Raw genomic sequence first — 22,921 nt, 5'->3', positions numbered from 1 at the left:
GCGGTCACCCCGCCGACAGCGCCTCGGTCAGCAGCGCGACCAGCGCGTCGTGCTGCACGTCGGTCGAGGACCCGACCTCCTCCTCGGAGCCGTCGAGCGCCTGCGCGGCCAGGCCGGCCTTGCTGTCGATCAGCTCGGCGATCCGGGCGTCGATCGTCTGCGCGGCGATGATGCGCCACGCGGTGACGGGCTCGGTCTGGCCGATGCGGTGGCTGCGGTCGATGGCCTGGGTCTGCTCGGCCGCGGTCCAGGACAGCTCCGCGAGCACGATGTTGGAGGCGACCTGGAGGTTGAGGCCCACGCCCGCCGCGGTGAGCGAGCACACCGCGACGGCGACGTCGGGGTCCTCGACGAAGGCGTCGATGTTCTTCTGCCGCGCCGTGGACGTCTGGTCGCCGCGGATCGAGGAGAAGCGGACGCCCTGCTTCGCGAACGTCTCCTCGGCGGCGTCCATCACGTCGACGTGCTTGGCGAAGAAGACCACCTTGCCCGCGCTCCGCGCGAGCTGCGCGGCGTAGTCGGCGGCCAGACCGGCCTTGGCCCGGCCGATGCGGCGCATCATGCCGAAGACGTTCTCGCCGGACGTGGTCGAGGTGGCCGCCTCCTTCAGCTCGCGCCGCACGACGCGCGCCACGAGCTCGTGGTCGATGCCGTCGCCGACGGGCCCGGAGCTGCGGGCGGCGAGCGCGTCCTGGTAGCGCGACACCAGCCGGCGGGCGAGGTCGCGCTCGGCCGCCCGGATCGAGCGCCCGGTCGCGCCGTCCAGCTCGACGGGGAGGTCGGCGATGCGCCGGGCGGGGATGTCGGCGGCCACGTCGACCTTGCGCCTGCGCACGATGCCCTGGTCGACGACGCACTGCCGGGCCGCGGCGTAGAACCCCGGGTCGGCGGGGGTCAGGCCGGTCTCGTCCAGGGCGTGCATCAGCTCGGCGAGCGGCTTGGTCTCGTCGATCCAGCCCAGGAACTGCCAGATGGCCCGGAAGTCCTCGATGTCGTTGATCAGCGGGGTGCCGGTCAGGGCCATCAGCAGCGGGCGCGCGGTGAAGGACCGGATGCGCTCGGAGAGCTCCAGGACGTGCTGGGAGCGCTGGGAGCTCTTGTTCTTGATGAAGTGCGCCTCGTCGACGACCATGCCGCGGAACCCGAAGTCGCCCAGCCACCCGACGTGGCGGTCGAGCACCTCGTAGTTGACGACGACGATGTCGGCGAAGCCGTCGATCGAGTCGCCGTTGCCGTGGATGACGGTGGCGGCGCGGTTCGGCGTCCAGATCGCGGCCTCGCGGGCCCAGTTCGTCTTCACGACGTTCGGGACGACGACGAGCAGCGGGTAGGCGTTCGCCGCCCCGGCGGCGAGCAGCGCCTGGGCGGTCTTGCCCAGCCCCGGCTCGTCGGCGAGCAGGAAGGTGCGGTGCCCGGCCGCGGCCGCGGCGATGAGCTCGGCCTGGTGCGGCATCAGCTCCCGGCCGCCGGGCGCGCTGCGGGCGGACGGCGGGGGCAGGGCCATGGACGTCGAGGCGCCGGTGCCCGCCCGCTCGAACGAGCTCAGCAGCGGGCCGATCAGCTCCCACGTCGCCAGCCGCGTCGAACGGGGCGGCGCGCTCTGCCGGACGGCGGAGAAGTCGGGGGCGAGGAAGGGGTTGGCCAGCTTCCGGGAGATCACCGACTGCGGGACCACGCCGTTCTCGGCGGCCGCGGTCGGGCGCTCGACCGGCGGAGCCTCCTCGGGGGCCGTCTCGAGGCCGGCGTCGCGCAGCATCTCCCGCTTGAGCGCCTTCGCCTCGGGGGAGACGACGGCGTCCTCGGCCAGCAGCGCCATGAGGTCGGCGTCGCGGACCGCGGTCTTGGCCAGGATCGTCGCGATGCCGTCGAGGCGCTTGAGCTGCTCGTTGCGGTGGGCCTCGGTGCTGCCCTCCTCGGCCCGGATCCGGGCACGTTCGTCGCGCAGCAGCAGCGCGACGACCTGGAACTTCGCCCGCGTCGTCGACGTCGCCCTGCCGTTGCGGAGCGCCGCCTCGACCTCCCGCACCGCGCGGGCGGCCACCGAGATGACGTCCTCGGGGCCGCGGTCGCGCTCGCGGGCGCGGTCGCGGCCGCGCCGACGGTCGGTCGGGCCGCTACGGCGAGCCCTCGTCTGGGGCTGGCCTCGTCGAGCCACTAACTCCTCCTCCTGAGTGCCCGGTGCGCTGCCGTGGCAGGCGCACCGCACACCGTGCTGCGCTCGGCGGTCGGGCGCCGCGGGGAGGGCCGGATCGGCTCCTCCAGCGCGCGACCCCGCCGCCACTGGTCTGCGGGGGGACGACGCCGCGGGGCCGGACGGCCCGGGCCCGGGAAGGCACGGGGAACCAGTCGACAACCGCGGCACCCACCGCACGGGGCCGACCTTCGCCGGACGAGCTGGGCCGACCCCTGCACCGAGCTTAGCGCCTCCCGCCCGGCGGTGGCGCGCCGATCACGTGAACGCGCTGATACCGGTGATGGTCCGCCCGACGATGAGCGACTGGACCGAGTCGGTGCCCTCGTAGGTGTAGACGGCCTCGATGTCGGCGTGGTGGCGGGCGACGTGGTGGTCGAGCAGGATGCCGTTGCCGCCGAGGATGTCGCGGGCCATCGCGCACACCCGCCGGGCCGCCGACGCGGTGGCCAGCTTGGTCAGCGCCGCGTGCTCCAGCGCGGCCCGGCCCTCGGCCTGCAGCTGCGACATCCGCACGCACATCGTCTGCATGCCGGTGATGTCGGCGAGCATGTGCGAGAGCTTGTCCTGGACGAGCTGGAACCCGGCCAGCGAGCGGCCGAACTGCTCGCGCCGCAGGGCGTAGGTGACCGCGGCGTCGTAGGCGGCGACGGCGTGCCCGAGCGCCTCCCAGGCCACGGTCTGGCGCGACTTGGCCAGCACCCGGTTGGTGTCGGCGAAGCTGCGGGCCAGCTCGAGGCGGCAGTCGCCGTCGACGCGCACGCCGTCGAGCTCGATCTGCGCCTGCCACACCGCCCGGTTCGCCGTCTTGCCGACGATCCGGCGGGCCGCGTAGCCGGGCACCGGGTCGCCCGCGCCGTCGGGCTGGTCCACGACGAACGCCCCGACCCGTCCGTCGTCGTCGCGGGCCCACACCACGACGACGTCGGCCACGGTGCCGTTGCCGATCCAGCGCTTGCGCCCGTGCAGCGTCCACGAGCCGTCGGGCTCGCGGTGGGCGCGGGTGTCGAGGCGGACGACGTCGGAGCCGTGCTCGGGCTCGGTGAGCGCGAACGCCCCGATCCGGCGCACCGCGGCCATGTCGGGCAGCCAGCGCTGCTGCTGCTCGGGGGAGCCCAGCATGCCGATGGTGGTCATGGCCAGCCCGGAGTGCACGCCGTGGAAGGTCGAGACGCTGCCGTCGCCGCGGGCGAACTCCGCGGTGACCATGCCCTCGGCCAGCGGGGACAGGCCGGGGCAGCCGTTGCCCTTCAGCGCCCCGCCGGCCACCCCGAGCTCGGCGTAGGCGGGCAGCAGCGGCGCCGGGAACTCCGCGTTCTCCCAGTAGTCGTTGGCCACCGGGGCGACGACCTCGTCGCTGAACGCGCGGACCCGGTGCAGCACCGCCAGCTCGCGGGCGTCGAGGTGCTCCTCGACGTGGAAGAAGTCGGTGCCGCGGGCGCGGGCGAGGTCGTCGCCCGACACCGGGCTCACCTCGGCCTCGACGTGCTCGGCGCGCGGGTTCTCACCGGTGGGTGGGGCGACGGCTGCGGTCGGATCGGTCACTGCTGCCTCCGGTCGACAGGTGGTGCGCGGAGCAGACCACGGCGACGGCCGCGCTGCACGGTGACCCGCCCCGGTGCGCCTTCCTCCCCGGGCGAGTCCTACCGCGCACGGGCCCGACGCCCGACACTGGACCCGGGTGGCGGTGGCGGTCGGCCCGTCGAGGAGGGCAGCGGCGTGGACGCGGAGCGCAAGCGGTCGCTGGCTCCGTGGGCCGCCGCCGTGGCCGCGGCGGCGACCGTGGCCGCCGTGGTGCTCCCGGCCGGGTGGGGCAGCGGGAGCGGGCCGGGCCCGCCCGCCCCGTTCCGGCCCGCCCCGCAGGTGCTGGACCGCCAGGCCCAGAGCCTGGACCGGTGCGTCGGCGCGCTCGGGGCGGCCGGGCTGGCGGCCCACTACCCGGAGCGGGGCGACTGGCGCCCGCTCGCCGGGCACCGCGACGACGGCGTGCTGGTGACGCTGCTCGACGGCGAGGTGCCCTTCGTCTGCGCGACCGGCCCGTCGGTCGTCGAGGTCTCCGACCCGCGCGCGGCGGTCCCGGTCGACCGCGCGTTGCTGGTGCTGAGCACGCCGGGCGGGGTGCTCGCCGCGGTCGCGCAGGCGGGGGAGCGGGTCGAGGTGACCGCGGCGGGCGAGCGCCCGAAGGCATGGGCGGGCGACCGCTACTTCGTCCGGGTGGGCAGTGGCCCGATCACCGATCCCGGCCAGCTCGCCGTGGCGATCGGCGACGCAGGCGGGGTCCGCGCGGTCGGGGCGCCCGCGCGGCTCGCTCCGCCCGCCGTGCGGGTCGTCGACCGGCGCTCCGTGCCCCCCGACCGCTCCGCGGGGGCGGCCGACCTGCTGCGCCGCTGCCTGGCCGAGGCGGGCGCCGACCCGGCGTCGGGCGGCTGGGAGACGGCGCAGGTCGTGGCGTACCGCCGCGGCGACCAGCCGGCGTCGCTGCTGGTCGCGGCGGGCGGTTCGGGGGTCGGGGGGTGCTCGGTCGCCCCCGGCGAGGTCACCCCCTTCCGGCCGTGGGGGCCGGGGGTCGCCGACGGGGACGCGCGCCCCTTCAACTGGCTGGGCCCGCTGCCCGACCTGGGACCCGACCTCGTCGGGGGCCCGGTCCGGGCGGAGGTCGTGCGGATGGAGGTCGCCGCCCGCGACGGGCCGCTGTGGCAGGTCGTCGTGGCGGGCGGGACGTTCGCCGGTCAGGCCCCGCCCGGCGCCCCGGCGGATCCCCGGGCGCTGACGGTCAGGGCCTTCGACGCGGACGACGCGCTGCTCTGGGAGGGCCCGGCGGCCGGATGACCGCGCCGGGAAGCGCGTCCGGCCACCGACGGGCACCGGCACCGGCTCCCGAGCACCCGACTCCGTAGGGTGACCGGCATCGTCGCGACTCACCCGGTCGGCGACGCGGGGTTTCGGGGGGAGCACCGATCGTGACGACCGAGGACGCCGCACGCGGCAGGCCGCAGTGGGTCGACGCCGTCCGGTCGGGGCTGGTCCTGCTGGTGGCCGTCGTGGTGATCGCGGTGGTGGTCTCGGTGGGCGACGCGGCCGAGGCCGCCCGGCAGCGCGACGCCGCCGAGGCCCGGCTGCTGGCGACCCGGGCGGACGACGTGTTCGCCGTCGACCCGCAGCGGGCGGTGCTGCTGGCCCTGGCCGGGGCCGGGGTGGCCGAGACCGACGAGGGGCACGACGCGCTGGTCCGGGCGGCCGAGCACCAGCACCAGGTCCTGGGCTACCTCGACGCCCACGACGACCGGGTGCGGGACATCGCCTTCGCCCCGGCGGGCGACCTGCTGGCGACCGCGGGCGTCGACGGCGTCGTCCGGTTGTGGGCGATGCCCGGGCGCGCCCCGGTCGGGGAGCTGGCCGGGGCGGCGACCGGCGACATCGCGTTCAGCCCCGACGGCGGCACGCTCTACGCCGCGGGCGCGTCGGAGATCGCCGTCTGGGACGTGGCGACCCGCAGCAGGCGCTCCGGGCTCGCCTCCGGGCACAGCCCGCGCAGCCTGGCGGTGAGCCCGGACGGCAGCCTGGTCGCCCAGGGCGGCCTCGGCGGCGAGGTGCTGGTCTGGGAGGCCGCCGCCGGGCGCCAGCGCCACCTGCTCCCCGGGATCGGCGGCATGGTCTCCACCGTCGCGTTCAGCCCCGACGGGCGCCTCCTGCTGGCCGGGGCCGCGGACGGCTCGGTGACCCTGTGGGACTCGGCCACCGCGGCTGTGGTCGACGTCTGGGACGGGTTCGCGTCCGGCAGCGCGGCCCTCGCGTTCAGCCCGGACGGGACGGTGGCGGCCTACAGCGGCGCCGAGGCGGGCACCGTCGAGGTGCGCCAGGTCGTCGACGGCGTGGTCCTGGCCACGATCCCGGGGTACGGCACGGCGATCGAGCACCTGCGGTTCCTCGACCAGCAGGTGCTGCTGGCGGCCACCAGCGACGGCGCGCTCCTCACCGTGGACCTGGTCACCGGCGAGCAGCAGGAGTACGTCGGCCCGCTGGCCGACGTCACCGCCGTGGCCATCAGCCAGGACCTGCGCACCGTGGCGTCCGGCGCGCACGACGGCGCCGTCGCGGTCTGGGACGCCGGCCGCACCGGCGCCGCGCCGGTCGGCGCGGTCCTCGGTGAGCTGCTGGCGATGGCGGTGCACCCGAGCGGCGACGTGGTCGCCGCCGCCGACGCCGCCGGCACCACGGTGCTGCGCGATGTGCGCCCGGGTGCCGGGGTCGCGCAGCCCGACCAGGTCCTGACCGGCGACGGCCAGGCCAACGGGGTGGCGTTCGCCCGCGACGGGTCCGCGCTCGCGGTCGTGCACGGCTCGGGCACGACGCTGCTGTGGCGGCTCGGCGCGGGCAACCCCCAGCAGCAGGCGGCCCTGCGGGCGGACGCGGGCGCCGTGGCCGCCGCGTTCTCCCCGGACGGGGCGGTGCTCGCCGTCGGGCTGTTCGACGGCCGCGTCGAGCTGTGGGACACCGCCTCCGCGACCCGCGTCGGCACCCTGCAGGACCAGGCGCTGCCCGGGGGCATGGCCATCGCGTTCAGCCCCGACGGGCGCACCCTCGCCGCGGCGTCGGTCGACGGGGTGGGGCTGTGGGACGTCGCCGCCCGGACCCGCATCCGGACCCTGGACGGCTCCAGCCGGCTGGGCACGACCGGCCTCGCGTTCAGCCCGGACGGCACCCGGCTCGCCCAGGCGGGCATGGACGGGCGGGTCGTGCTGTGGACGCTGCGCGACGACGGCGAGGACGGGCTCGCGGTCCTGCCCGGGCACCGCGAGCGGGTCACCGCGGTGGCGTTCAGCCCCGACGGGCGCACCCTGGCCTCCGGTGACACGGCCGGGCTCGTCGTGCTGTCCGACACCGGGACGCTGGCCCAGCGGGCCGTCCTCAGCGGTGCCCTCATCACCGGGGTCGGGTTCCGCGCGAACGGGACCGGTCTCGTCGCGACCACCTACGGCGGCGAGGTCCTGCGGTGGGACCTGGACGCGGCCGCGCTGCGCGAGCGCCTGTGCGGGATCGTCGGCCGCGACCTCGACCCCGCCGAGTGGGCGCGGTACCTGCCCGACCGCCCGCAGCAGCCGGTCTGCCCGCGCTGAGCCGGCGGCGGCTCCCGCCTCACCGCGTGGCGAGCAGGTCGGCGGGGTCGGTGAAGGGCAGGTCGTGGGCCTCGGCGACCGGCTGCGTGACCAGCTTCCCGCCGAACGTGCTCAGGCCCAGGCGCAGGGCGGTCTCGGCCTCGGCGGCGCCGCGGACGCCGTGGCGCGCGACGCGGACGAGGTAGGGGAGCGTGGCCGCGGTGAGGGCCAGCGTCGAGGTGCGCGCGACCGCCCCCGGGATGTTGGCCACGCAGTAGTGGATGACCCCCTCCTCGACGTAGACGGGGTCGGAGTGGGTGGTCGGGCGGCTGGTCTCGAAGCACCCGCCCTGGTCGATGGCGATGTCGACGACCACGCTGCCCGCCCGCATCGCCGCCACCATCTCCCGGCTGACCAGCTTGGGCGCCTTGGCCCCGGGCACCAGGACCGCGCCGATCACGACGTCGGCCTCGGCGACGTAGGCCGCGGTGCGGGCCCGGTTGGGGGTGACCAGGTCCAGGCGCCCGCCGAAGATGTCGGACAGGTAGGCCAGCCGGCTGGGGTTGGTGTCCAGGACCCGGACGATGGCCCGCATCCCCAGCGCGATCTTGGCCGCTTCGGTGCCGGACACCCCGCCGCCGATGATCAGGACCTTCGCCGCGGGGGTGCCGGGGACCCCGCCGAGCAGGATGCCCGCGCCGCCGGCCGGGCTCTCCAGGTGGTGCGCGGCGGCCTGCACGGCCATCCGGCCGGCGACCTCGCTCATCGGGGTCAGCAGCGGGAGCTTGCCGTCGGCGGTCTGCACGGTCTCGTAGGCGATGGCGTCGATCCGCCGTTCCAGCAGGAACTCGGTGAGCCCGCGGTCCGCGGCCAGGTGCAGGTAGGTGAACAGCTGCTGGCCCTCGCGGAAGCGGTGGTACTCCGCAGGCACCGGCTCCTTGACCTTGACGATGAGGTCCGCGGCGGCGAACACCTCGTCCGCGCTCCCCACCACGTCCGCGCCCGCGGCGGCGAACTCCCCGTCGCTGAACCGCGACCCGGTGCCTGCACCGGACTGCACGACCACCCGGTGGTCGGCGTGTACCAGCTCGACGACGCCGTCGGGGGTGAGCGCCACCCGGTTCTCGTTGTCCTTGATCTCGCTGGGAACTCCGACGACGAGTCCGCTCACGGCGTGTCTCCTTCCGGTTCGGGGAGCCGGGGCCTCACATGCGCGCTGTCGTGTAGCCGAGGACGGCCGCCAGGCCCAGCGAGCTGCGCGGGGCGTACGGGGTGCGCCACAGTCCACCATGCACGGCGCCGTCGGCCTCGTCGCGCCACGGGTGCGGGTGGGTGACGGGGGTCGTGCTCAGGTCGTGCACGAGCAGCGCGGCCATGAGCGCGTTCGCGGTGGTCGGCTCGAAGATCTCGACGGCGAACCGGTGGGCGCCGGCGAAGGCCGCGGCGAGCGCCTTGTTCTTGACCACCGAGCTGGTGCGGCTGGACGGCGCGACGTGGAACGAGACGGTCGCGCCCGCGTCGCGCGCCACGGCGGCCCGCCAGCGCTGGATCCGCTTGGCCAGGGCGTAGTTCGGCCCCTGGGCCGGCACGAGCGCGTCGCAGACCCCGGGGTCGGCGCCGGGCTGGTACGCCCGGTGCAGCAGCCGGCCCCGGCTCGCCCAGCGCAGCGGCCTGCCCAGGAGCTTCGCGGTGCGGGAGCGCCGCGCGTACGCCCGCACCGAGTGCTCGACCGCCTCGCCCGGGACGGCGAACACGTCCGTCGGGGTGGCCAGGAACGCCAGGGCCAGGTCGGGGCGGGCGGCCTGCAGCCGCTGGGCGAGCACGTCCGCGGCGAGCGAGATGCGCGTGTGCACCCCGCCGTCGGCGTAGAGGTAGTTGCCCAGGACCAGCCGCTCGGGCCGGGTCAGCAGCCACTCGGCCACGGCGGGCACCTCGGCGAGCAGGTCGACGCCCGCGCTGTGCGGGAGCCCGCGCCCGGTGTCCGGCTCGCGGACCGGCACGAGCAGCCTGCCCGCGCCGTCGCGGGCCAGCCGCGCGATCCGCTCCCAGACCGCGGGCCGCGGCAGGTCGACGGCGGCGGCGGTCGCCCCCCAGCGCAGCAGCGCGGGCAGCGGCCCCATCTCCGCGCCCGCCCCGAGCACGGCGACGGTCCGGCCGGGCAGCGCCAGCCAGCCCGGGTTGTCGATGACGACCCCGACCGCGTCGCGGGCCGAGGGCTCCATGACCCCGGCCGCCACCCACCCGTCGAGCTGGGCGCGCAGGGCGTCGCCCGCGAGCTCGCGGCCCCGGTAGGGGATCGCCAACCGTTCGGCGGGCGGGCGGGTACCGCGCAGCTCGACGGTGCCCAGCTCCCGGTCCGGGCTGTCGGTCAGCAGCGTCCGCACCGGGGCGTCGGTGCCGTCGCGGACCACCGCCATCCGGTCGGCGATCGAGTCCAGCCCCGCCGCGGCCATGGCCAGCCAGTCCCGCGGTTCCCCGAGCCCGGCCTCCACCTGCCGGCGGAAGTGCACGAGGTAGCGGCCCCGCCAGGCCGTCTCCTGCTCGGCGGCCCGTGCCCCGGCCGGATCGACCGGGCGCAGGGCGTCGGCGATCACGCCCCGGCCGACGGCCGTGCTGCTGCGCCGGCCCGAGGCGTCGGCGGGGAAGGCGATCCCGTGCGGCTCGCTGCTCATCGGTCTCCTCGTCGTCCGGCGGGCACCGGAGTTCCGCGCCCATGATCTGCCGGATCGGCGGTTCGCACCACGCAAGGCGCACGGGCTTCGGGACCGGACCGGTCGCCGACGACGGGCGTCAGCGCCGTGGGCCGTCCGCGCCCGGCGAGCGGCGGTGCCGCCAGGAGCCCCGTCGTCCGAGGTCGTCGCCGAGCCCGGCCGGTCGCGGGGTGCTCCGCGCGCCGTCGGGGCGGACGACCGCGACCGCGCCGCGACTGTGCTGCAGGACGGCGCGGCTGACCGGGCCGAGCGTCGCCCGCACGCGTTCCCGGCCGCTCGACCCGACCACGACCAGGGCCGCGCCCCGGGAGGCGGCGAGCAGCGCGCGGGCGGGGTCCCCGCGGACGAGCAGGGTGTGCACCGCGACGTCGGGGAACTCGGCCGTCCAGCGCTCCAGCGCGCGGTCGACGGCCTTGCGCGCCATCGCCGCGGCGACGGTCGAGCAGCCGGCGACGGCTTCGAGGTCGGCGGGCGGGTCCGCGGCCCAGGCGTGCACGGCCACGAGCGGGACGCCGCGCTGCCGGGCGGCCCGGAAGGCCACCCCGACCGCGGGGGCGCACGAGGTCGTCGCGTCGATCCCGACGACGACCCGCGCCGGCGCGGGGCTCGGGTCGTCGTCGCGCCGCGCCGGGTGGACGACGACGACCGGGCAGGAGGCCCCCGCGCTCACGCGCGCGGACACCGACATGCCCAGCAGCCCGCGCAGGCCGGACCGGCCGCGGGTGCCCAGGACGAGCAGCTGCGCACCCGCGGACTCGGCGAGCAGGACCCCGGCCGGGGTGCCGTGGCGGGGCACCATCGACACCACGGTCTCCGAGGTGACCGCCCGGGCGCGGCTCGCGGCCTCCGCCAGCACGGCGCGGGCCGCGTCGCGGGCCTCCAGGGGGCCGTCGAACGCGGTCGCGACGCCGTACAGGTCGCCGGGCGGGGGCGGGTGGAAGGCGTGCACGAGGCGGAGGGGGCACCCGCGCGCGGCGGCCTCGGCGGCGGCCCAGTCCACGGCCGTCGCGGCCGAGCCGGCGCCGTCGACGCCGACGACGACCGGGGCGCGACCGTCCGACGGGCCGTCGTCGAGCCGCTCGTGGTCGCTGAGCACGACGCACCTCCGGGTGACGAGGTCTGCCGTCCGGGCGGACGACCGGAGGATTAGTATCGTACAGCGATACATCGTCCAGCGATACAGTTCCCGGGTGACCGAGCCGGACGACGTCGACGGAGCGCCCGGGGCCCTGACGAAGCCCGACTTCGAGGCGCTGGCCCGGTTCCGCTTCGGGATCCGCCGCTACCTGCGCTTCAGCGAGGAGACGGTGCGCAGCCACGGCGTCACACCGCAGCACTACCAGCTGCTGCTGGCGCTCAAGGGCTTCCCCGGGCGGGAGTGGGCCTCGGTGCGGGAGCTGGCCGACCGGCTCCAGCTGCGCCACCACAGCGTGGTCGAACTGGTCAACCGGGCCCAGGACCAGGGGCTCGTCGAGCGCGCCCCGCACCCGGACGACGCGCGCGCGGTTCGCGTGCAGCTCACCGCGGACGGGGAGCGGATCCTGGGCCGGCTCAGCGCGCTGCACCGCGACGAGCTCCGCCGGATGGGCGACGTCCTCGCCCTGCCGATCTGGCACGACGGCGCCGGGCCCGGCTGAGCGGTTCACCGCGGCGGCGGACCGTCCGGTCGAGGATGCCCGGCGTCCTTCCGGTCCTCGCTCATCGGAGCAGTGGTGGTTCCCACGGGCGAGCCCCGGCCTGCGCCAGCGCGGGTCCGGCGCTCAGTCGGGGATCCGGGCGTCGACGAACTCGGCCGCCTCGATGAGGGCCCAGCCCAGCGACCGGGCCTGCTCGGGGGTGAGCAGGGCCTTCGGCCAGGTGGTGGTCAGCAGCACGCCGGTGCTGGTGTCGGCCACCGCGACGTCGCGATCGATGTGGTGGACAGCGGGCTGGGGGAAGGGCCGCCGGACGGTCATGGGCGGGAACGCTGCTCCCGGTAGGTTGTCTGGTCAAGTACCGGATGGCGTGCGTTCGCTCTCTCTTCGTTCGCGGTGGGTGGCGGCGGGGTCACGCGGTGGTCGGGTCGGTTCTCGCTGCCGCGCCGCTTCCGTTCCTCGGCGATCAGCACCGAGCAGCCCGGATCACCGGACGACGGCGATACGACTCGCCCAGGTTCAGCGGTCGGACGTGGAATCGTCGGCGACGCGGCAGGCGTGGCGCGACGGGCGTCTCGACGCGACCACGGTTCGTGCGGTCCTCGACGCCACCGCCAACCTGCCCGCCGAGACCGCGACCGCCGTGCGGGATCGGGTGCTGCGCAGGCGCCGGGGCGGACCGCCGGGAAATCGCGGGCGGCACCGGCCCGGGGCGGGGTGGTCGGTGCGCCAGCAGACCGCGTCGACGACGGGCCCGGCCCGGCCACCCACATCCCGATGACCAGTCCGCAGCCGCAGGCGCCGGCACCACCGACCACCGGCACCGAGCCGCCGTTCTGAGAACGATCAGGCGCTGGTCCGATCAGGGCGCGGTGTTGATCGCGGCGGGTCGAGGCGGTAGACGTCGGACGAGGCCGCGTGGCCGACGACGACGAGGTGGTCGAGGCGTGGCAGTTCTCTCCGGGGTCCGGGTGCTCGATCTGGGGCGGTTCATCGCGGGTCCCTACTGCGCCGCGCTGCTCGCCGACCTGGGGGCCGACGTCATCCGGGTCGAGCGGGTCGGCGGTGGTGAGGACCGGTGGATGGCTCCGGTCACCGATGACGGTGTGGGGGCGACGTACCTGCAGTGCAACCGGGGCAAGCGGTGCCTGACCCTCGACGTGGTCGCGCCGCGGGGGCGGGCGGTCGTCGAGCGGTTGGTGGCGCAGGCGGACGTGGTGGTGGCGAACCTGCCGCCGGAGACGCTGGCGACGATGGGCCTGGACTACGCCACGCTCGCGGCGATCAAGCCCGACATCATCCTGACGACCGTGAACGCCTTCGGGTCCGGCGGGGACTGGAGCCGCCGGGTCGGCTTCGACGGGCTCGCCCAGGCGGCGTCGGGCAACGTGCACCTCACGGGTCCCGAGGGGCAGCCGTCGCGCTCGTGGGTGCCCTACGTCGACTTCTCGACCGCCGCGCTGGCCGCGCTGTCGACGCTGGCGGCGCTGATGCACCGCGAGCGGACGGGGCAGGGCCAGCTGATCGAGGCTGCGCTGCTGCGCACGGCGCTGACGTGGAACAGCAGCACGCTCATCGAGCAGGCGATGCTCGGCATCGACCGCACCGCCTCGCACAACCGGGGCCAGACGGCGGGCCCGGTGGACGTGCACCGCAGCCGCGACGGGTGGGTGATGTGCTTCGTCGTCGGCCGCGCCCAGTTCGCCCGCTGGGCGGCGATGATCGGGCGGCCCGACCTCGTCGACGACGAGCGCTTCACCGACGACCTCGCCCGCGGCGCGAACGGCGCGGCGCTGTCGGCCTACATGGGGGCGTGGTGCGCCGACCGCACCACCGAGCAGTGCCTGGCCGAGATGGACCGGCACAAGGTGCCCGGCGGGCCGGTCCTGTCCGCGCAGGAGGTCCTCGACCTGCCCCACGTCGAGCAGATCGGGGTGTTCGAGCCCGTCGAGTACCCGACCGCGGCGAAGCCCGTGCCGCTGGCCCGGTTCCCCACGGTCCTCTCGGCGTCGCCGGGGGTGATCCGGTCGCGGGCCCCTGAGCTGGGCGAGCACACCGACGAGGTCCTCGCGGAGCTGGGCTACACCGCGGACGAGGTCGCCGCCCTGCGGGCCGCCGGGGTCGTGTAGCGCGCGGCCCGACCCGTTCCCGCTCAGCGGGAGAGAGCGGTCGCCGCCTGTGCCGGCGCGTTCCCGCCCGGTTACGTGGGCGGCAGCCGACGTGGGAGACCGGATGAAGCCGTTCGTCATCAACCGGCACGGCAGGCTGGTGTTCCCGGCCACGGTGCTGGGTGCGCTGGACTTCTCGGTGCTGGACACCCTCGACCAGTTGGCCGCCGTGATCGGGCGGGACTTCGAGTCGAAGGCGCCGACCGGGGCCGACATCCTGTCCCGGGTCGAGTCGGGGGCGTACCCGCACCGCTTCGCGCTGCTGCGCGACCTGGGGCAGAACCTGTACTGGGTCAACCGGTACGCGCTGCCGATGTTCGACAAGCGGCCGACCCGGTGGCGGGACGTGCCGCGCCACCGCTCCGACGTCTTCCTGCCGCTGCTCACGCCGTGGGAGGACGGCGACCGGAAGGTCGCGGCGGTCGAGCGCGGCTACGCCGACCTGCCCGCCACCTGGGACGCCGAGAGCGAGGACCGCATCTTCGCGCTGCTCTTCGACGTCTTCGGGCACAAGCGCCACCACGCCACCGAGCTGCCGCCGATCCCGCCGACGGTGGGCGAGATGCTGGACCGCCCCGATGCGCTGACCCTCGTGCTGCCCCGCCACGACCCGGACTACCGCGTCTTCTCCCTCCCCGAGATCCTCGACGCCGACGACGGCGTGCCCGAGCTGGAGGCGCTGCAGCGCTGGTCGATGGTGCTGCACAACCAGCACCCGTGGGAGCGCGCGGAGGCGGCCCTGCGCCCGGTCGGGGAGATCGGCGACGACGACTTCGTGATCGCCTACCACCCGCGCGGACGGGAGGTGGCCGCGTTCATCGACCGCGTCCGCGACGCCGCCGACGACCCGGTGGTGCCGGCGCCGCGGCCGGTGGCCGAGGCCCGCCCGCCGGTGCGGCCCTACCCGCCGATGCGCGTGCGCGAGGTGTTCGACGTGACGGCGCGGCTGGAGGCGCTCTCGGTGGTGCGCGGCGAGCTGGTCTGCACCAACGACGACGTCATCCGCAACTCCAGCTTCTCCTGGTCGCCGATGACCGCCGCGGAGATCGCCGCGAAGACGGGCATCGAGCAGCGCCGCTACACCGCCCGCCCGATCGAGCAGCTCGCCCTCGACGCGGCGCGGGCGGCGCTCGGGCACAGCGGCCGGACCGCCGAGGAGATCGGCGCGGTGATCGTCGCGACCTGCACGAGCGACCGGCTGATCCCGTCGATCGCGTGCTGGCTCTCCGGGGAGCTGGGCATGCTGCAGACGCACGCGTCGGTCGACCTGGTGGCGGCGTGCGCCGGGCTGCCCTACGGGCTGTCCGAGGCGGTGCGGCTGCTGCAGGAGGTGCGCCGACCGGTGCTGCTGGTCTGCGTGGAGAAGTTCTCCGACAAGATCGGCAGCGTCCGCACCTCCCGGATGATCTTCGGGGACGGCGCCGCCGGGCTCGTCGTCGGACCGGCCGAGGCGGGCGAGCCGGGCGACGTGCACGTGCTGCAGACCTACGCGAGCGGGCCCGGCAGCGAGGTCAACTCGATCGTCTGGCCGAACCCGGAGTTCGACAACGACATCACCGTCTACGGGCCGGAGGTGAAGTCGCTGGTCCGCCGCTACCTGGACCAGATGATCGCCGAGCTGACCGAGCAGCGCGATCCCGACGAGCCCGGCCGGTCGCTGCTGGAGGGCGTCGAGCTGATCGTCCCGCACCAGGCCAACAAGACGATGATCGTCGACCTGGCCCGGCAGGCCGGGCTGGCCGAGGAGCAGCTCTACTTCGACATCGCCGAGATGGGCAACGTCTCGGCCGCGAGCATCCCGATCGCGCTGTACGACGCCGTCCGGGACGGGGTGATCGGCCGGCCGACCCGGGTCTTCGCGCCCGGCTTCGGCGCCGGCGCCGTCGGCGGCTACGCCGTGCTCACCATCGACCCCGCGGTCGTCGCGCCCGAGCGCACCGCCGGCGCCGAGGGACCGACGGCCTCGCGCGTGCCCATGGCCACGACCAGCGACGACGTCCGCACGGCCTTCGGCGAGTGACCGGCAGCAACTCCAGGAGAGGAGCCAGATGACCGAGCAGAAGGTGGCCGTCGTGACCGGCGGTGCCCGCGGGATCGGCGCCGCCATCACCACCGCGCTGGCGCGGTCGGGCGTGCACGTCGCGGCGGGCTACAGCAGCAACCGCGGGGCCGCCGAGGAGCTGGCCGGCAAGCTGGCCGCGGAGGGCGGCTCGGTGTCGGTGCACCAGGGCAACGTCGGGGTGCCCGAGGACTGCGAGCGGGTGGTCGGCGAGGTGCTCGCCCAGCGCGGCCGGATCGACCACCTGGTCAACAACGCCGGCGTCACGGTGGACAAGACCATGCGCCGGATGAGCGTCGACGACTGGCACGCGGTGCTGCGGATCAACCTCTCCGGCGCGTTCTACATGACCAAGGCGGTGCTGGAGCACATGCTCGAGCGCGGCTCCGGGCGGATCGTGAACATCAGCTCGGTCATCGGCCAGACCGGCAACATCGGGCAGGTCAACTACGCCGCGTCCAAGTCCGGGCTGTTCGGCCTGACCCAGAGCCTGGCCCGCGAGGTGGCCCGCAAGGGCATCACGGTCAACTGCGTGGCCCCGGGCTACATCGAGACCGAGATGGTCGCCGCGGTGCCGCAGCAGGTGCTGGAGAAGATCGTCGCCGGGATCCCGGTGGGACGCCTCGGGCAGGCCGGTGAGATCGCCAGGGCCGTGCAGTTCCTGGTCGACGACGACGCCGGCTACATCACCGGCTCGGTCGTCTCGGTCAACGGCGGGATGGACATGTAGTCAGGCCGCCGGGGCGACCAGCGCGACCCGGACCGCCTTCGTGGTGGCGTTGCGGGTGACGTGCCAGTGGGTGGCGAGCCGGTCGACGAGCAGCATGCCGAGCCCGCGGTGCGGGCCGAACCGCGACGATCCCACGGTGACCGGGGAGTCCGGGCTGCCGTCCACGACGGTGATGCGCAGGTTCTCGGCCCGGTCGAGGCGGATCTGCGTCGTGCGGGGCGCCGCCGCGTGGTCGATGGCGTTGGTGACCAGCTCCGTGCAGACGAGCTCCGCGTCGGCGACGTGGTCGGGATCCGCCCCGGCCAGCATCGTGCGCAGGATCTTGCGCAGCACCGGCAGGCAGGCGGGACTGTCGAAGGTCAGGGTGAACGATCGCGCCGGACGCCGGGTGCTGGACACGATGTGGGGGTACCCGGCATATCGCCCATCACCCGCGAATGAGCCCGCCGGTCCGGCCTCAGCCGGGGATGGTCCACCCCCGCGGCTCGAGCACCGCCGCCACCACCACGTCGTCGCGGTAGTGGCCGATCGAGCGGTCGAACGTGCCGCCGCAGGTCACCAGCCGCAGCTCCGGGGCGGGGGTGGGCGCGTAGACGGCGGCAGTCGGGAAGGCGGCCTCGGCGGTCTGCACCGTGCTGCGCACCACGAACGCGGCCGTCGTGCCGTCGGACCGGTCCACCTCGATCCGGGCGCCCTCCGGCAGCTCGCGCAGCCGGTAGAACACGGCCGGACCCGACCGGGAGTCGACGTGGCAGGCGAGCACGGCGGGCCCGACCGCACCCGGTACCGGGCCCCCGGCGAACCAGCCCGTGCTCTCGGTGTCCTCCGGCGGCTGGAGAGCGCCGCCCGCGTCGAGGCCGATGGGGGTGACCGCGCTGTCCACGCCGATCGCGGGGATGCGGACCCGCACCGGGGTGAGCGGGCAGGAGCAGGGGCAGCAGCCTGCTCATCGACCCCGCCGCGCCACCCGCCGGCGGGCGGTCAGCAGGCCCAGCACCCCGGCCAGGGCCAGCAGCGGTGCCACGACCAGTGCCGCTGCCGGCCCGCCCGGGGCGGCGCCGCCCCGGCCGGTCTCGATGCCCCCGACCGGTACGGCGCCGGTGCCGGTCGCGTCGGTGGCGACCTGGACGTCGAGCCCGCCGTCGCGCTGCACCACGACGATGCTGTAGACGCCGCCCTCGTCGAGCTCCACCGGCGCGGTGGCCCCCGCGCCGATCGTCGGCCTGATCGCGAACGTGCCCGCGCCCGCGGGGACCGTGACGTAGTCGGTCGCCGTCCCGAAGGCGACGCGGGCGAAGGCGGGCGCGCCGTTCCAGCCGACCGCCACCTCGCCCGCCTGCTCGGCGCCCTGCACGAGCCGGACGCGGGCCTGGCCGGCGCCGGGGATGCTGAGGTGATCGGGTGGCCGCCACGCCCGCCGGACCGGCCGCGTCACAGGTCGCGGCGCTGGAACACCACCCCCGCGAGCCCGAGCACGAGGACCACCCAGAGCGCGGCCCAGCCCAGGTAGACCGGCGTGAGCGGGGACGCGCTCACGAACGGCGACTGGCCCACCTCCGGGCCGAGCTGGGCCAGCAGGGTCGGGTCCTGGAACGCGTTCATCGCGCCCCGCCACAGGCCGTCGGTCGGCAGCAGCATCCGGGAGACGGTGCCGACCTGGGCCAGGCTCGCGTTGTCCAGGGCGGCGCCGACCGAGCCGACCACGCCGGCGACCCAGGTGGCGCCGAACAGGCCGACGGCCACCACGCCCGAGGCCATCGGCGAGACCACGGTGGACAGCAGCACGCCCAGCGTGAGCAGCACCGTGGCCTGCGCGGCGAGCAGCGCGAGACCGGTCGCCGGGCCCGGCGGCCAGTAGCCCACGGTGACCAGCACGACGAGGAGCTGCGCGAGTCCGGCCACGGCCACGAAGCCGCTGCCGAACGCCACCAACCCCAGCCACTTGCCCAGCAGCACCGCCGAGCGGCGGATCGGCCGGGCCAGCACCGCCAACGCGATCCCGGACTCGGTCTCGCCGGCCAGGGTGGGCCCGGCCAGGAAGGCCGTGCCGAGCGCGGCGATCAGGCTCAGCCCGAACATCACCAGGTTGAGCACCGTGGACGCGGCCAGCCGGGCCTCGCCGCTGGTGAGCCCGCCGAACTCGGAGCCGATCCGGGAGAACCCCCAGGCGCTGAGCGCGAGCAGCACGACGGTGAGCGCGGCGAGCGAGAGCAGCACCCGGCGGCGCGCGGCTTCGCGCAGGGTGAGGGCGGCGATGGTGCCCGCCGTGCGGGCCGCCCCCGCACCGGTCGGGGTCGCCGTCACCGCTGCTCACCCCCGTTCCCCGCGCGCAGGATGTCCAGCAACCGCTCCTCCAGGGTGATCCGCCCCGGTTCGACCGCGTGCACGCGCACCCCGAGACCGACCAGGTCGGCGACGAGGTCCGGCACGGCGGTGCTCCCGGCGTCGCCGGCGTCGTCGGACAGCTCGACGGTGAAGGCGTCGCCGCTGCGGGTGAGCCGCCCGGCGGCGGCCAGCCGCCGCTCCGCCGCCGCGGCCACCCCGCCCAGGCGCAGCCGCAGCTCGCGCCGCCCGAGCAGCTCGGCCAGGGTGCCCGAGGCGGCCACCCGGCCCCGGTCCAGGACGACGACCCGGTCGCAGACCCGCTCCACCTCCCCGATGAGGTGCGAGTTGAGCAGCACCGCGACCCGCCGCTGCTTGAGCGAGAGCAGCAGGTCGCGGACGTCGGCGCGGCCCAGCGGGTCCAGCGCGCTCGTCGGCTCGTCGAGCACGACGAGCTCCGGGCGGGCCACCAGGGCCACGGCCAGCCCGAGGCGCTGCTGCATGCCCTTGGAGAACCCGCCCACCCGGTCGCCCGCGCGGTCGGCCAGGCCGACCAGCGCGAGGCTCCCGCGCCGGTCGGCGTCCGTCACCGCGACCCCCGAGAGCCGGACGTGCAGGTCCAGCACCTCGGCCGCGGTGAGCCACGGCTGGTACCGGAACAGCTCGGGCAGGTAGCCGACGCGGGCCCGGGCGCGCGGGTCCCGCGCGGCCCGCCCGAGCAGCAGCACCTCCCCGGCGCTGGGCCGGACCAGCCCGAGCAGCATCTTGATGACGCTGGTCTTGCCCGCCCCGTTCGGCCCGAGCAGCCCGACGACCTCGCCGCGGGCGACGCTGAGGGACACCCCGTCGACGGCGGTCCGCCGCCCGTACCGCTTGCGCAGGCCCGAGCACCACACCGCGGGCGAGGGCGGCAGCTCGGCCAGCAACCGCGCGGCCGGAGCCGCGTCCGTGCCGGTGCCGGTGCCGGTGCCGGTGGCCACTAGCGCAGCCCCCGGGCGACCGCGAGCACCTCGTCGGCGCTCAGCGACCCGGCCACCGCGGTGACCAGGCCGCCGTCCAGCCAGACCACCGCGGCCATCGTCGCGTCCCGCGAGGTCAGCACCGTGGCCGGCGTGCCGTTGACGTCGGCGCTGGAACTGGTCATCCGCTCGCTGAGCACCCGCAGCGGCAGCGTCGTCCCGTCGGCGGACACGCTGCGCAGCTGCTCGGCGAGGTCGGCGGGCAGCCCGGGCAGGGTCAGCACGTAGTCGCGGGCGGTCTCGAACGGCGTGCCGGACGAGTCGACGGTCGGCGCGGCCGTGCGGGCCACCACCAGGGCGGGCACACCGCCGGTCGAGGACCAGACCGCGGCCACCCGCGGCCCGTTGGTCAGCCGGAACCGGCTGCCGTCGAGCCCCGGTGGCGGTGGGGGCAGCGTCCCCCCGGCCTCCGCGGCGGCCGCGGCCGCCTCCGCGGCCGAGAACGTGAAGAACGTCGTCACCCGGTCGCGGACCTGGTAGGTGGGTTCCCCGGTCACGCCGCGGGGCAGCTCGCCCACCCGCGGCACGGCGATGCCGGTGGCCCGCTCGGCCGCGGCGGCGTCGGCGACGTCGCGGACGTCGGTGTTCCCCTCCCGGTCGACCCGGCCGTAGGCGGTCAGCTCGGGCAGCGCGAGCAGGTCGTCGCGGGTGACGGTGATCGGGGCGACCCGCTCGGGCCGGAAGATCTGCAGCCAGTCCGCGGCGGCCGCGGCGCCCGCCCCGGTCAGCAGGGCGACGACCCCGACGGCGGCGATCGCGGGACTGCGCAGCAGCGACCGCCACCGGCGGCGGGTGGGCGCGCCCACCCCGGGCGCGTCGTCGGCGGCGAGGGAGCGCGAGAGGCGTCGCCACCCCGCCTCGACGTCCACGGCCACCTCGACGTCCAGCGCCGCGGCGGCCGCCGCGGCCTCCCGCTGGGCGGTGACCAGCTCGGACAGGCACACCGGGCAGTCGGCGACGTGCTCGCGGTCGGTGTCGGCGACGCCGGCGGGCTCGTCAACGAGCCGGCGCAGCGTGCCGTCAGTCGGATGACGCATGGCGGTTCAGCTCCTCGCGCAGGGCGGATTCGGCGCGTCGCACGGTGGTGCCGACGCTGCCGGGGGACAGGTCGAGAGCGGCGGCGACCTCGGCGTAGCTGAGGCCGCTGTGGCGCAGGACGAGGGCGACGGCCTGCCGGCGCGGCAGCCGGGCCAGCGCCGCGCGCACGCGGCGGCGCTCGTCGAGGGTCACGACGGTGTCGGCGACGTCGGGGGAGACGGGGCGGCTCGCGCCCGCCGCCTCCTCGCGGGAGGCGCGACGGCGGCCGGACCGCAGGTGGTTCAGGGCGGTGTGCGCGGCGGCGACGCACAGCCAGCCCACCGCCTCGCCCGCGGGCACCGCGGAGCGCCCGAAGGCCAGGAACACCTCCTGGGCCACGTCCTCGGCCTCGTCCCGGGACCCCAGCACCCGGGCCGCGACCGCGACCACCCGGGGGTAGGCGGTCCGGAAGACCTGCTCCAGGTCGTCGCGGACCGCGTCCGGACCGGGTGGAGTCGACACGGCCACCCCACCCTCCCGCTCGGCTCTTCCGGCTGTCCCGCCGCGGCGGGCGCGGGACCCGACCGCGCCCGGCACGCGCCCCATGAGGTCGACATCTTCCACATCCATCGAGCACCGCCGCCGCCCCGTTTGTGACACGGGCCCGTCGGGGCGCGCCACGCTCACCGGATCGGGGGGTGGCCTGCCCCGCCGACCGGCTCCGGGAGGATGACCGCATGAGCGAGCCCGTCGTGTGCCCGTGCGGATCGGGCGAGCGGTACGGGGCGTGCTGCGGTCCCGCCCACGCCGGGACCCCGGCGCCGACCGCGGAGGCGCTGATGCGCTCGCGCTACTCGGCGTTCGCGCTCGGTCTCGGGTCGTACCTGTTGGCGAGCTGGCACCCGTCGACCCGGCCCGCGGACCTCGACCTGGACGACGCCGTGACCTGGCGGCGCCTGCAGATCGTCGACACGGTCGCCGGTGGGGCCGACGACGCCGAGGGCGAGGTCGAGTTCCGGGCGGCGTTCCGCACGCCCACCGGCGCGGGGCTGCTGCACGAGCGCAGCCGGTTCGTCCGCGAGGACGGCCGCTGGCGCTACCTCACCGGCGACGTCCTGGGTGGCTGAGCAGTGGTGATCGGTCCGGCCTGAGCGTCGGCGGCGTCCTCAACCGCCGTCGGGGAACCCGGTCGTGTAGCACTGCGCCGCGAGCCAGGGCAGCAGCTGCTCCAGCGCCTCGACGGTCTGGCCGCGGTCGCCGCCGCCGTCGTGCATCAGCACCACCGCTCCGGGGTGGAGGTGGCGCTGCACGCCGGCCACGATCGCCCCGGCGCCGGGCCGGGTCCAGTCGCGGGAGTCGACGCTCCAGCCCAGCGGTCGCATCCCCTCGGCGCCCGCCGCCACCTGCAGGGACTCCGACCACTCGCCCCGGGGGGCCCGGAACCAGTCCACCTCGGCGCCCGACAGGTCGACGAGCTCGTCGTGGGCCAGTCCGTCCCGCGGCGCGGCCGGGTCGACGTCGTGGGTGCGGCTGTGGTCGCAGAGCCGCATGCCGGCCTCGACGATCTCGGTGAGCAGCTCCGGGTGCCGTTCTGCGTTCTCGCCGAGCACGCAGAACGTGGCGACGGCGCCGTGCCGGGCGAGCAGGTCGAGCACCTGCGGCGTCCAGCGCGGGTCGGGGCCGTCGTCGAAGGTGAGCGCGACCGTCCGGACCAGGGGCGGGGCGCCGACGACCTCGTCGAGGACCTGCGGCACCGCGACCGCCGGTGCGACGAGGTCGGGGAGCGCGAGCACCGGACCGGGGCCGGCCACCTCGGCGACCGGGTGCTCCGGCGCGGCCGCCGGCACCAGCGGCACGACCAGGCCGTAGGCCAGCAGCGCCAGCGCGCAGGCCCGGATCTCGAAGTGCGTCAGTCCGCGCATCCGCTCCTCCGAACCCGTCGGCACCGCGTCGAGGTCTACCCGATCGGGGCCG

At 76.1% G+C, this 22,921-nt stretch carries 21 protein-coding genes; 7 read left to right on the top strand and 14 right to left on the bottom strand.

The annotated features are described in order from the left end of the window. Positions 1-4: 4 nt before the first annotated feature. A complete protein-coding gene (locus tag KDL28_RS11310) occupies positions 5-2,155 on the bottom strand; it encodes a DEAD/DEAH box helicase (RefSeq protein WP_252437510.1) in 2,151 nt (716 codons plus the stop codon). 294 nt (positions 2,156-2,449) lie between these two features. Further along, the gene (locus tag KDL28_RS11305; RefSeq protein WP_252437507.1) at positions 2,450-3,736 is read right to left on the bottom strand and encodes an acyl-CoA dehydrogenase family protein; all 1,287 of its coding nucleotides are present in this window, start codon (positions 3,734-3,736) and stop codon (positions 2,450-2,452) included. Between the two features lie 174 nt (positions 3,737-3,910). Between KDL28_RS11305 and KDL28_RS11300 the strand changes: the two genes are divergently transcribed. Both KDL28_RS11300 and KDL28_RS11295 read left to right on the top strand, forming a co-directional pair. Further along, positions 3,911-5,020: a hypothetical protein gene (locus KDL28_RS11300; protein ID WP_252437505.1), complete on the top strand. Its 1,110-nt coding sequence runs from the start codon at positions 3,911-3,913 to the stop codon at positions 5,018-5,020. A gap of 131 nt (positions 5,021-5,151) precedes the next feature. Continuing rightward, a complete protein-coding gene (locus KDL28_RS11295; protein ID WP_252437503.1) occupies positions 5,152-7,308 on the top strand; it encodes a WD40 repeat domain-containing protein in 2,157 nt (718 codons plus the stop codon). A gap of 19 nt (positions 7,309-7,327) precedes the next feature. Here the strand turns inward: KDL28_RS11295 and ald are convergent, their stop codons facing one another. From ald to KDL28_RS11280, 3 genes are all read right to left on the bottom strand, one after another. Further along, the gene (gene ald / locus KDL28_RS11290; RefSeq protein WP_252437501.1) at positions 7,328-8,458 is read right to left on the bottom strand and encodes an alanine dehydrogenase; all 1,131 of its coding nucleotides are present in this window, start codon (positions 8,456-8,458) and stop codon (positions 7,328-7,330) included. Positions 8,459-8,492: 34 nt separating this feature from the next. Further along, positions 8,493-9,959, bottom strand: coding sequence for a hypothetical protein (locus tag KDL28_RS11285; RefSeq protein ID WP_252437499.1), 1,467 nt, complete (start codon positions 9,957-9,959; stop codon positions 8,493-8,495). Positions 9,960-10,077: 118 nt separating this feature from the next. After that, complete coding sequence (locus KDL28_RS11280; RefSeq protein WP_252437497.1) at positions 10,078-11,094, bottom strand: universal stress protein; 1,017 nt, start codon at positions 11,092-11,094, stop codon at positions 10,078-10,080. 94 nt (positions 11,095-11,188) lie between these two features. On the opposite strand from KDL28_RS11280, the gene KDL28_RS11275 reads away from it, so the two are divergent. After that, the gene (locus KDL28_RS11275) at positions 11,189-11,635 is read left to right on the top strand and encodes a MarR family winged helix-turn-helix transcriptional regulator (RefSeq protein ID WP_252437495.1); all 447 of its coding nucleotides are present in this window, start codon (positions 11,189-11,191) and stop codon (positions 11,633-11,635) included. 123 nt (positions 11,636-11,758) lie between these two features. On the opposite strand, the gene KDL28_RS11270 is transcribed toward KDL28_RS11275, so the two are convergent. Continuing rightward, entirely contained in the window at positions 11,759-11,953 is a 195-nt protein-coding gene (locus tag KDL28_RS11270; RefSeq protein WP_252437493.1) for a hypothetical protein, read from the bottom strand. Between the two features lie 626 nt (positions 11,954-12,579). Here KDL28_RS11270 and KDL28_RS11265 point away from each other — a divergent pair. From KDL28_RS11265 to KDL28_RS11255, 3 genes are all read left to right on the top strand, one after another. Next, positions 12,580-13,761 (top strand): CaiB/BaiF CoA transferase family protein, encoded by a 1,182-nt coding sequence (locus tag KDL28_RS11265; protein ID WP_252437491.1) that lies wholly within the window; start codon positions 12,580-12,582, stop codon positions 13,759-13,761. 103 nt (positions 13,762-13,864) lie between these two features. Continuing rightward, positions 13,865-15,820 carry a 3-oxoacyl-[acyl-carrier-protein] synthase III C-terminal domain-containing protein gene (locus KDL28_RS11260; RefSeq protein WP_252437489.1) on the top strand — a complete coding sequence of 652 codons (1,956 nt, stop codon included), beginning with the start codon at positions 13,865-13,867 and terminating at the stop codon, positions 15,818-15,820. Positions 15,821-15,848: 28 nt separating this feature from the next. Beyond that, entirely contained in the window at positions 15,849-16,589 is a 741-nt protein-coding gene (locus tag KDL28_RS11255; protein ID WP_252437487.1) for a beta-ketoacyl-ACP reductase, read from the top strand. Here KDL28_RS11255 and KDL28_RS11250 read toward each other — a convergent pair whose 3' ends face one another. From KDL28_RS11250 to KDL28_RS11220, 7 genes are read right to left on the bottom strand one after another with little or no spacing between them, the layout of a single operon-like run. Then, positions 16,590-16,988 (bottom strand): ATP-binding protein, encoded by a 399-nt coding sequence (locus KDL28_RS11250; RefSeq protein WP_252437485.1) that lies wholly within the window; start codon positions 16,986-16,988, stop codon positions 16,590-16,592. Between the two features lie 58 nt (positions 16,989-17,046). Then, positions 17,047-17,499 carry a class F sortase gene (locus KDL28_RS11245; RefSeq protein ID WP_252437484.1) on the bottom strand — a complete coding sequence of 151 codons (453 nt, stop codon included), beginning with the start codon at positions 17,497-17,499 and terminating at the stop codon, positions 17,047-17,049. A gap of 36 nt (positions 17,500-17,535) precedes the next feature. Then, on the bottom strand, positions 17,536-18,024 hold the full coding sequence (locus tag KDL28_RS11240; protein ID WP_252437483.1) for a DUF4397 domain-containing protein: 489 nt from the start codon (positions 18,022-18,024) through the stop codon (positions 17,536-17,538). Then, positions 18,021-18,893, bottom strand: a complete 873-nt coding sequence (locus KDL28_RS11235; protein WP_252437482.1) for an ABC transporter permease — start codon at positions 18,891-18,893, stop codon at positions 18,021-18,023. The genes KDL28_RS11240 and KDL28_RS11235 overlap by 4 nt, the downstream gene beginning before the upstream one ends. Next, positions 18,890-19,891 (bottom strand): ABC transporter ATP-binding protein, encoded by a 1,002-nt coding sequence (locus KDL28_RS11230; RefSeq protein ID WP_252437481.1) that lies wholly within the window; start codon positions 19,889-19,891, stop codon positions 18,890-18,892. Before KDL28_RS11230 ends, KDL28_RS11235 begins: the two co-directional genes overlap by 4 nt. Then, positions 19,891-20,967 (bottom strand): hypothetical protein, encoded by a 1,077-nt coding sequence (locus KDL28_RS11225; protein ID WP_252437480.1) that lies wholly within the window; start codon positions 20,965-20,967, stop codon positions 19,891-19,893. Before KDL28_RS11225 ends, KDL28_RS11230 begins: the two co-directional genes overlap by 1 nt. Next, positions 20,951-21,469: a sigma-70 family RNA polymerase sigma factor gene (locus KDL28_RS11220; protein ID WP_252437479.1), complete on the bottom strand. Its 519-nt coding sequence runs from the start codon at positions 21,467-21,469 to the stop codon at positions 20,951-20,953. The genes KDL28_RS11225 and KDL28_RS11220 overlap by 17 nt, the downstream gene beginning before the upstream one ends. A 215-nt stretch (positions 21,470-21,684) precedes the next feature. Between KDL28_RS11220 and KDL28_RS11215 the strand changes: the two genes are divergently transcribed. Next, positions 21,685-22,074 carry a YchJ family protein gene (locus KDL28_RS11215; RefSeq protein ID WP_252437478.1) on the top strand — a complete coding sequence of 130 codons (390 nt, stop codon included), beginning with the start codon at positions 21,685-21,687 and terminating at the stop codon, positions 22,072-22,074. Between the two features lie 39 nt (positions 22,075-22,113). Here the strand turns inward: KDL28_RS11215 and KDL28_RS11210 are convergent, their stop codons facing one another. Continuing rightward, on the bottom strand, positions 22,114-22,869 hold the full coding sequence (locus tag KDL28_RS11210; RefSeq protein WP_252437477.1) for a polysaccharide deacetylase family protein: 756 nt from the start codon (positions 22,867-22,869) through the stop codon (positions 22,114-22,116). Between the last annotated feature and the right edge of the window lie 52 nt (positions 22,870-22,921).

The sequence above is a fragment of the Pseudonocardia humida genome, assembly GCF_023898865.1.
GTDB classification, from domain to species: domain Bacteria; phylum Actinomycetota; class Actinomycetes; order Mycobacteriales; family Pseudonocardiaceae; genus Pseudonocardia; species Pseudonocardia humida.
The sequence above is the reverse complement of the archived record's forward strand: the minus strand, read 5'-3'. Positions and strand labels throughout refer to the sequence as shown.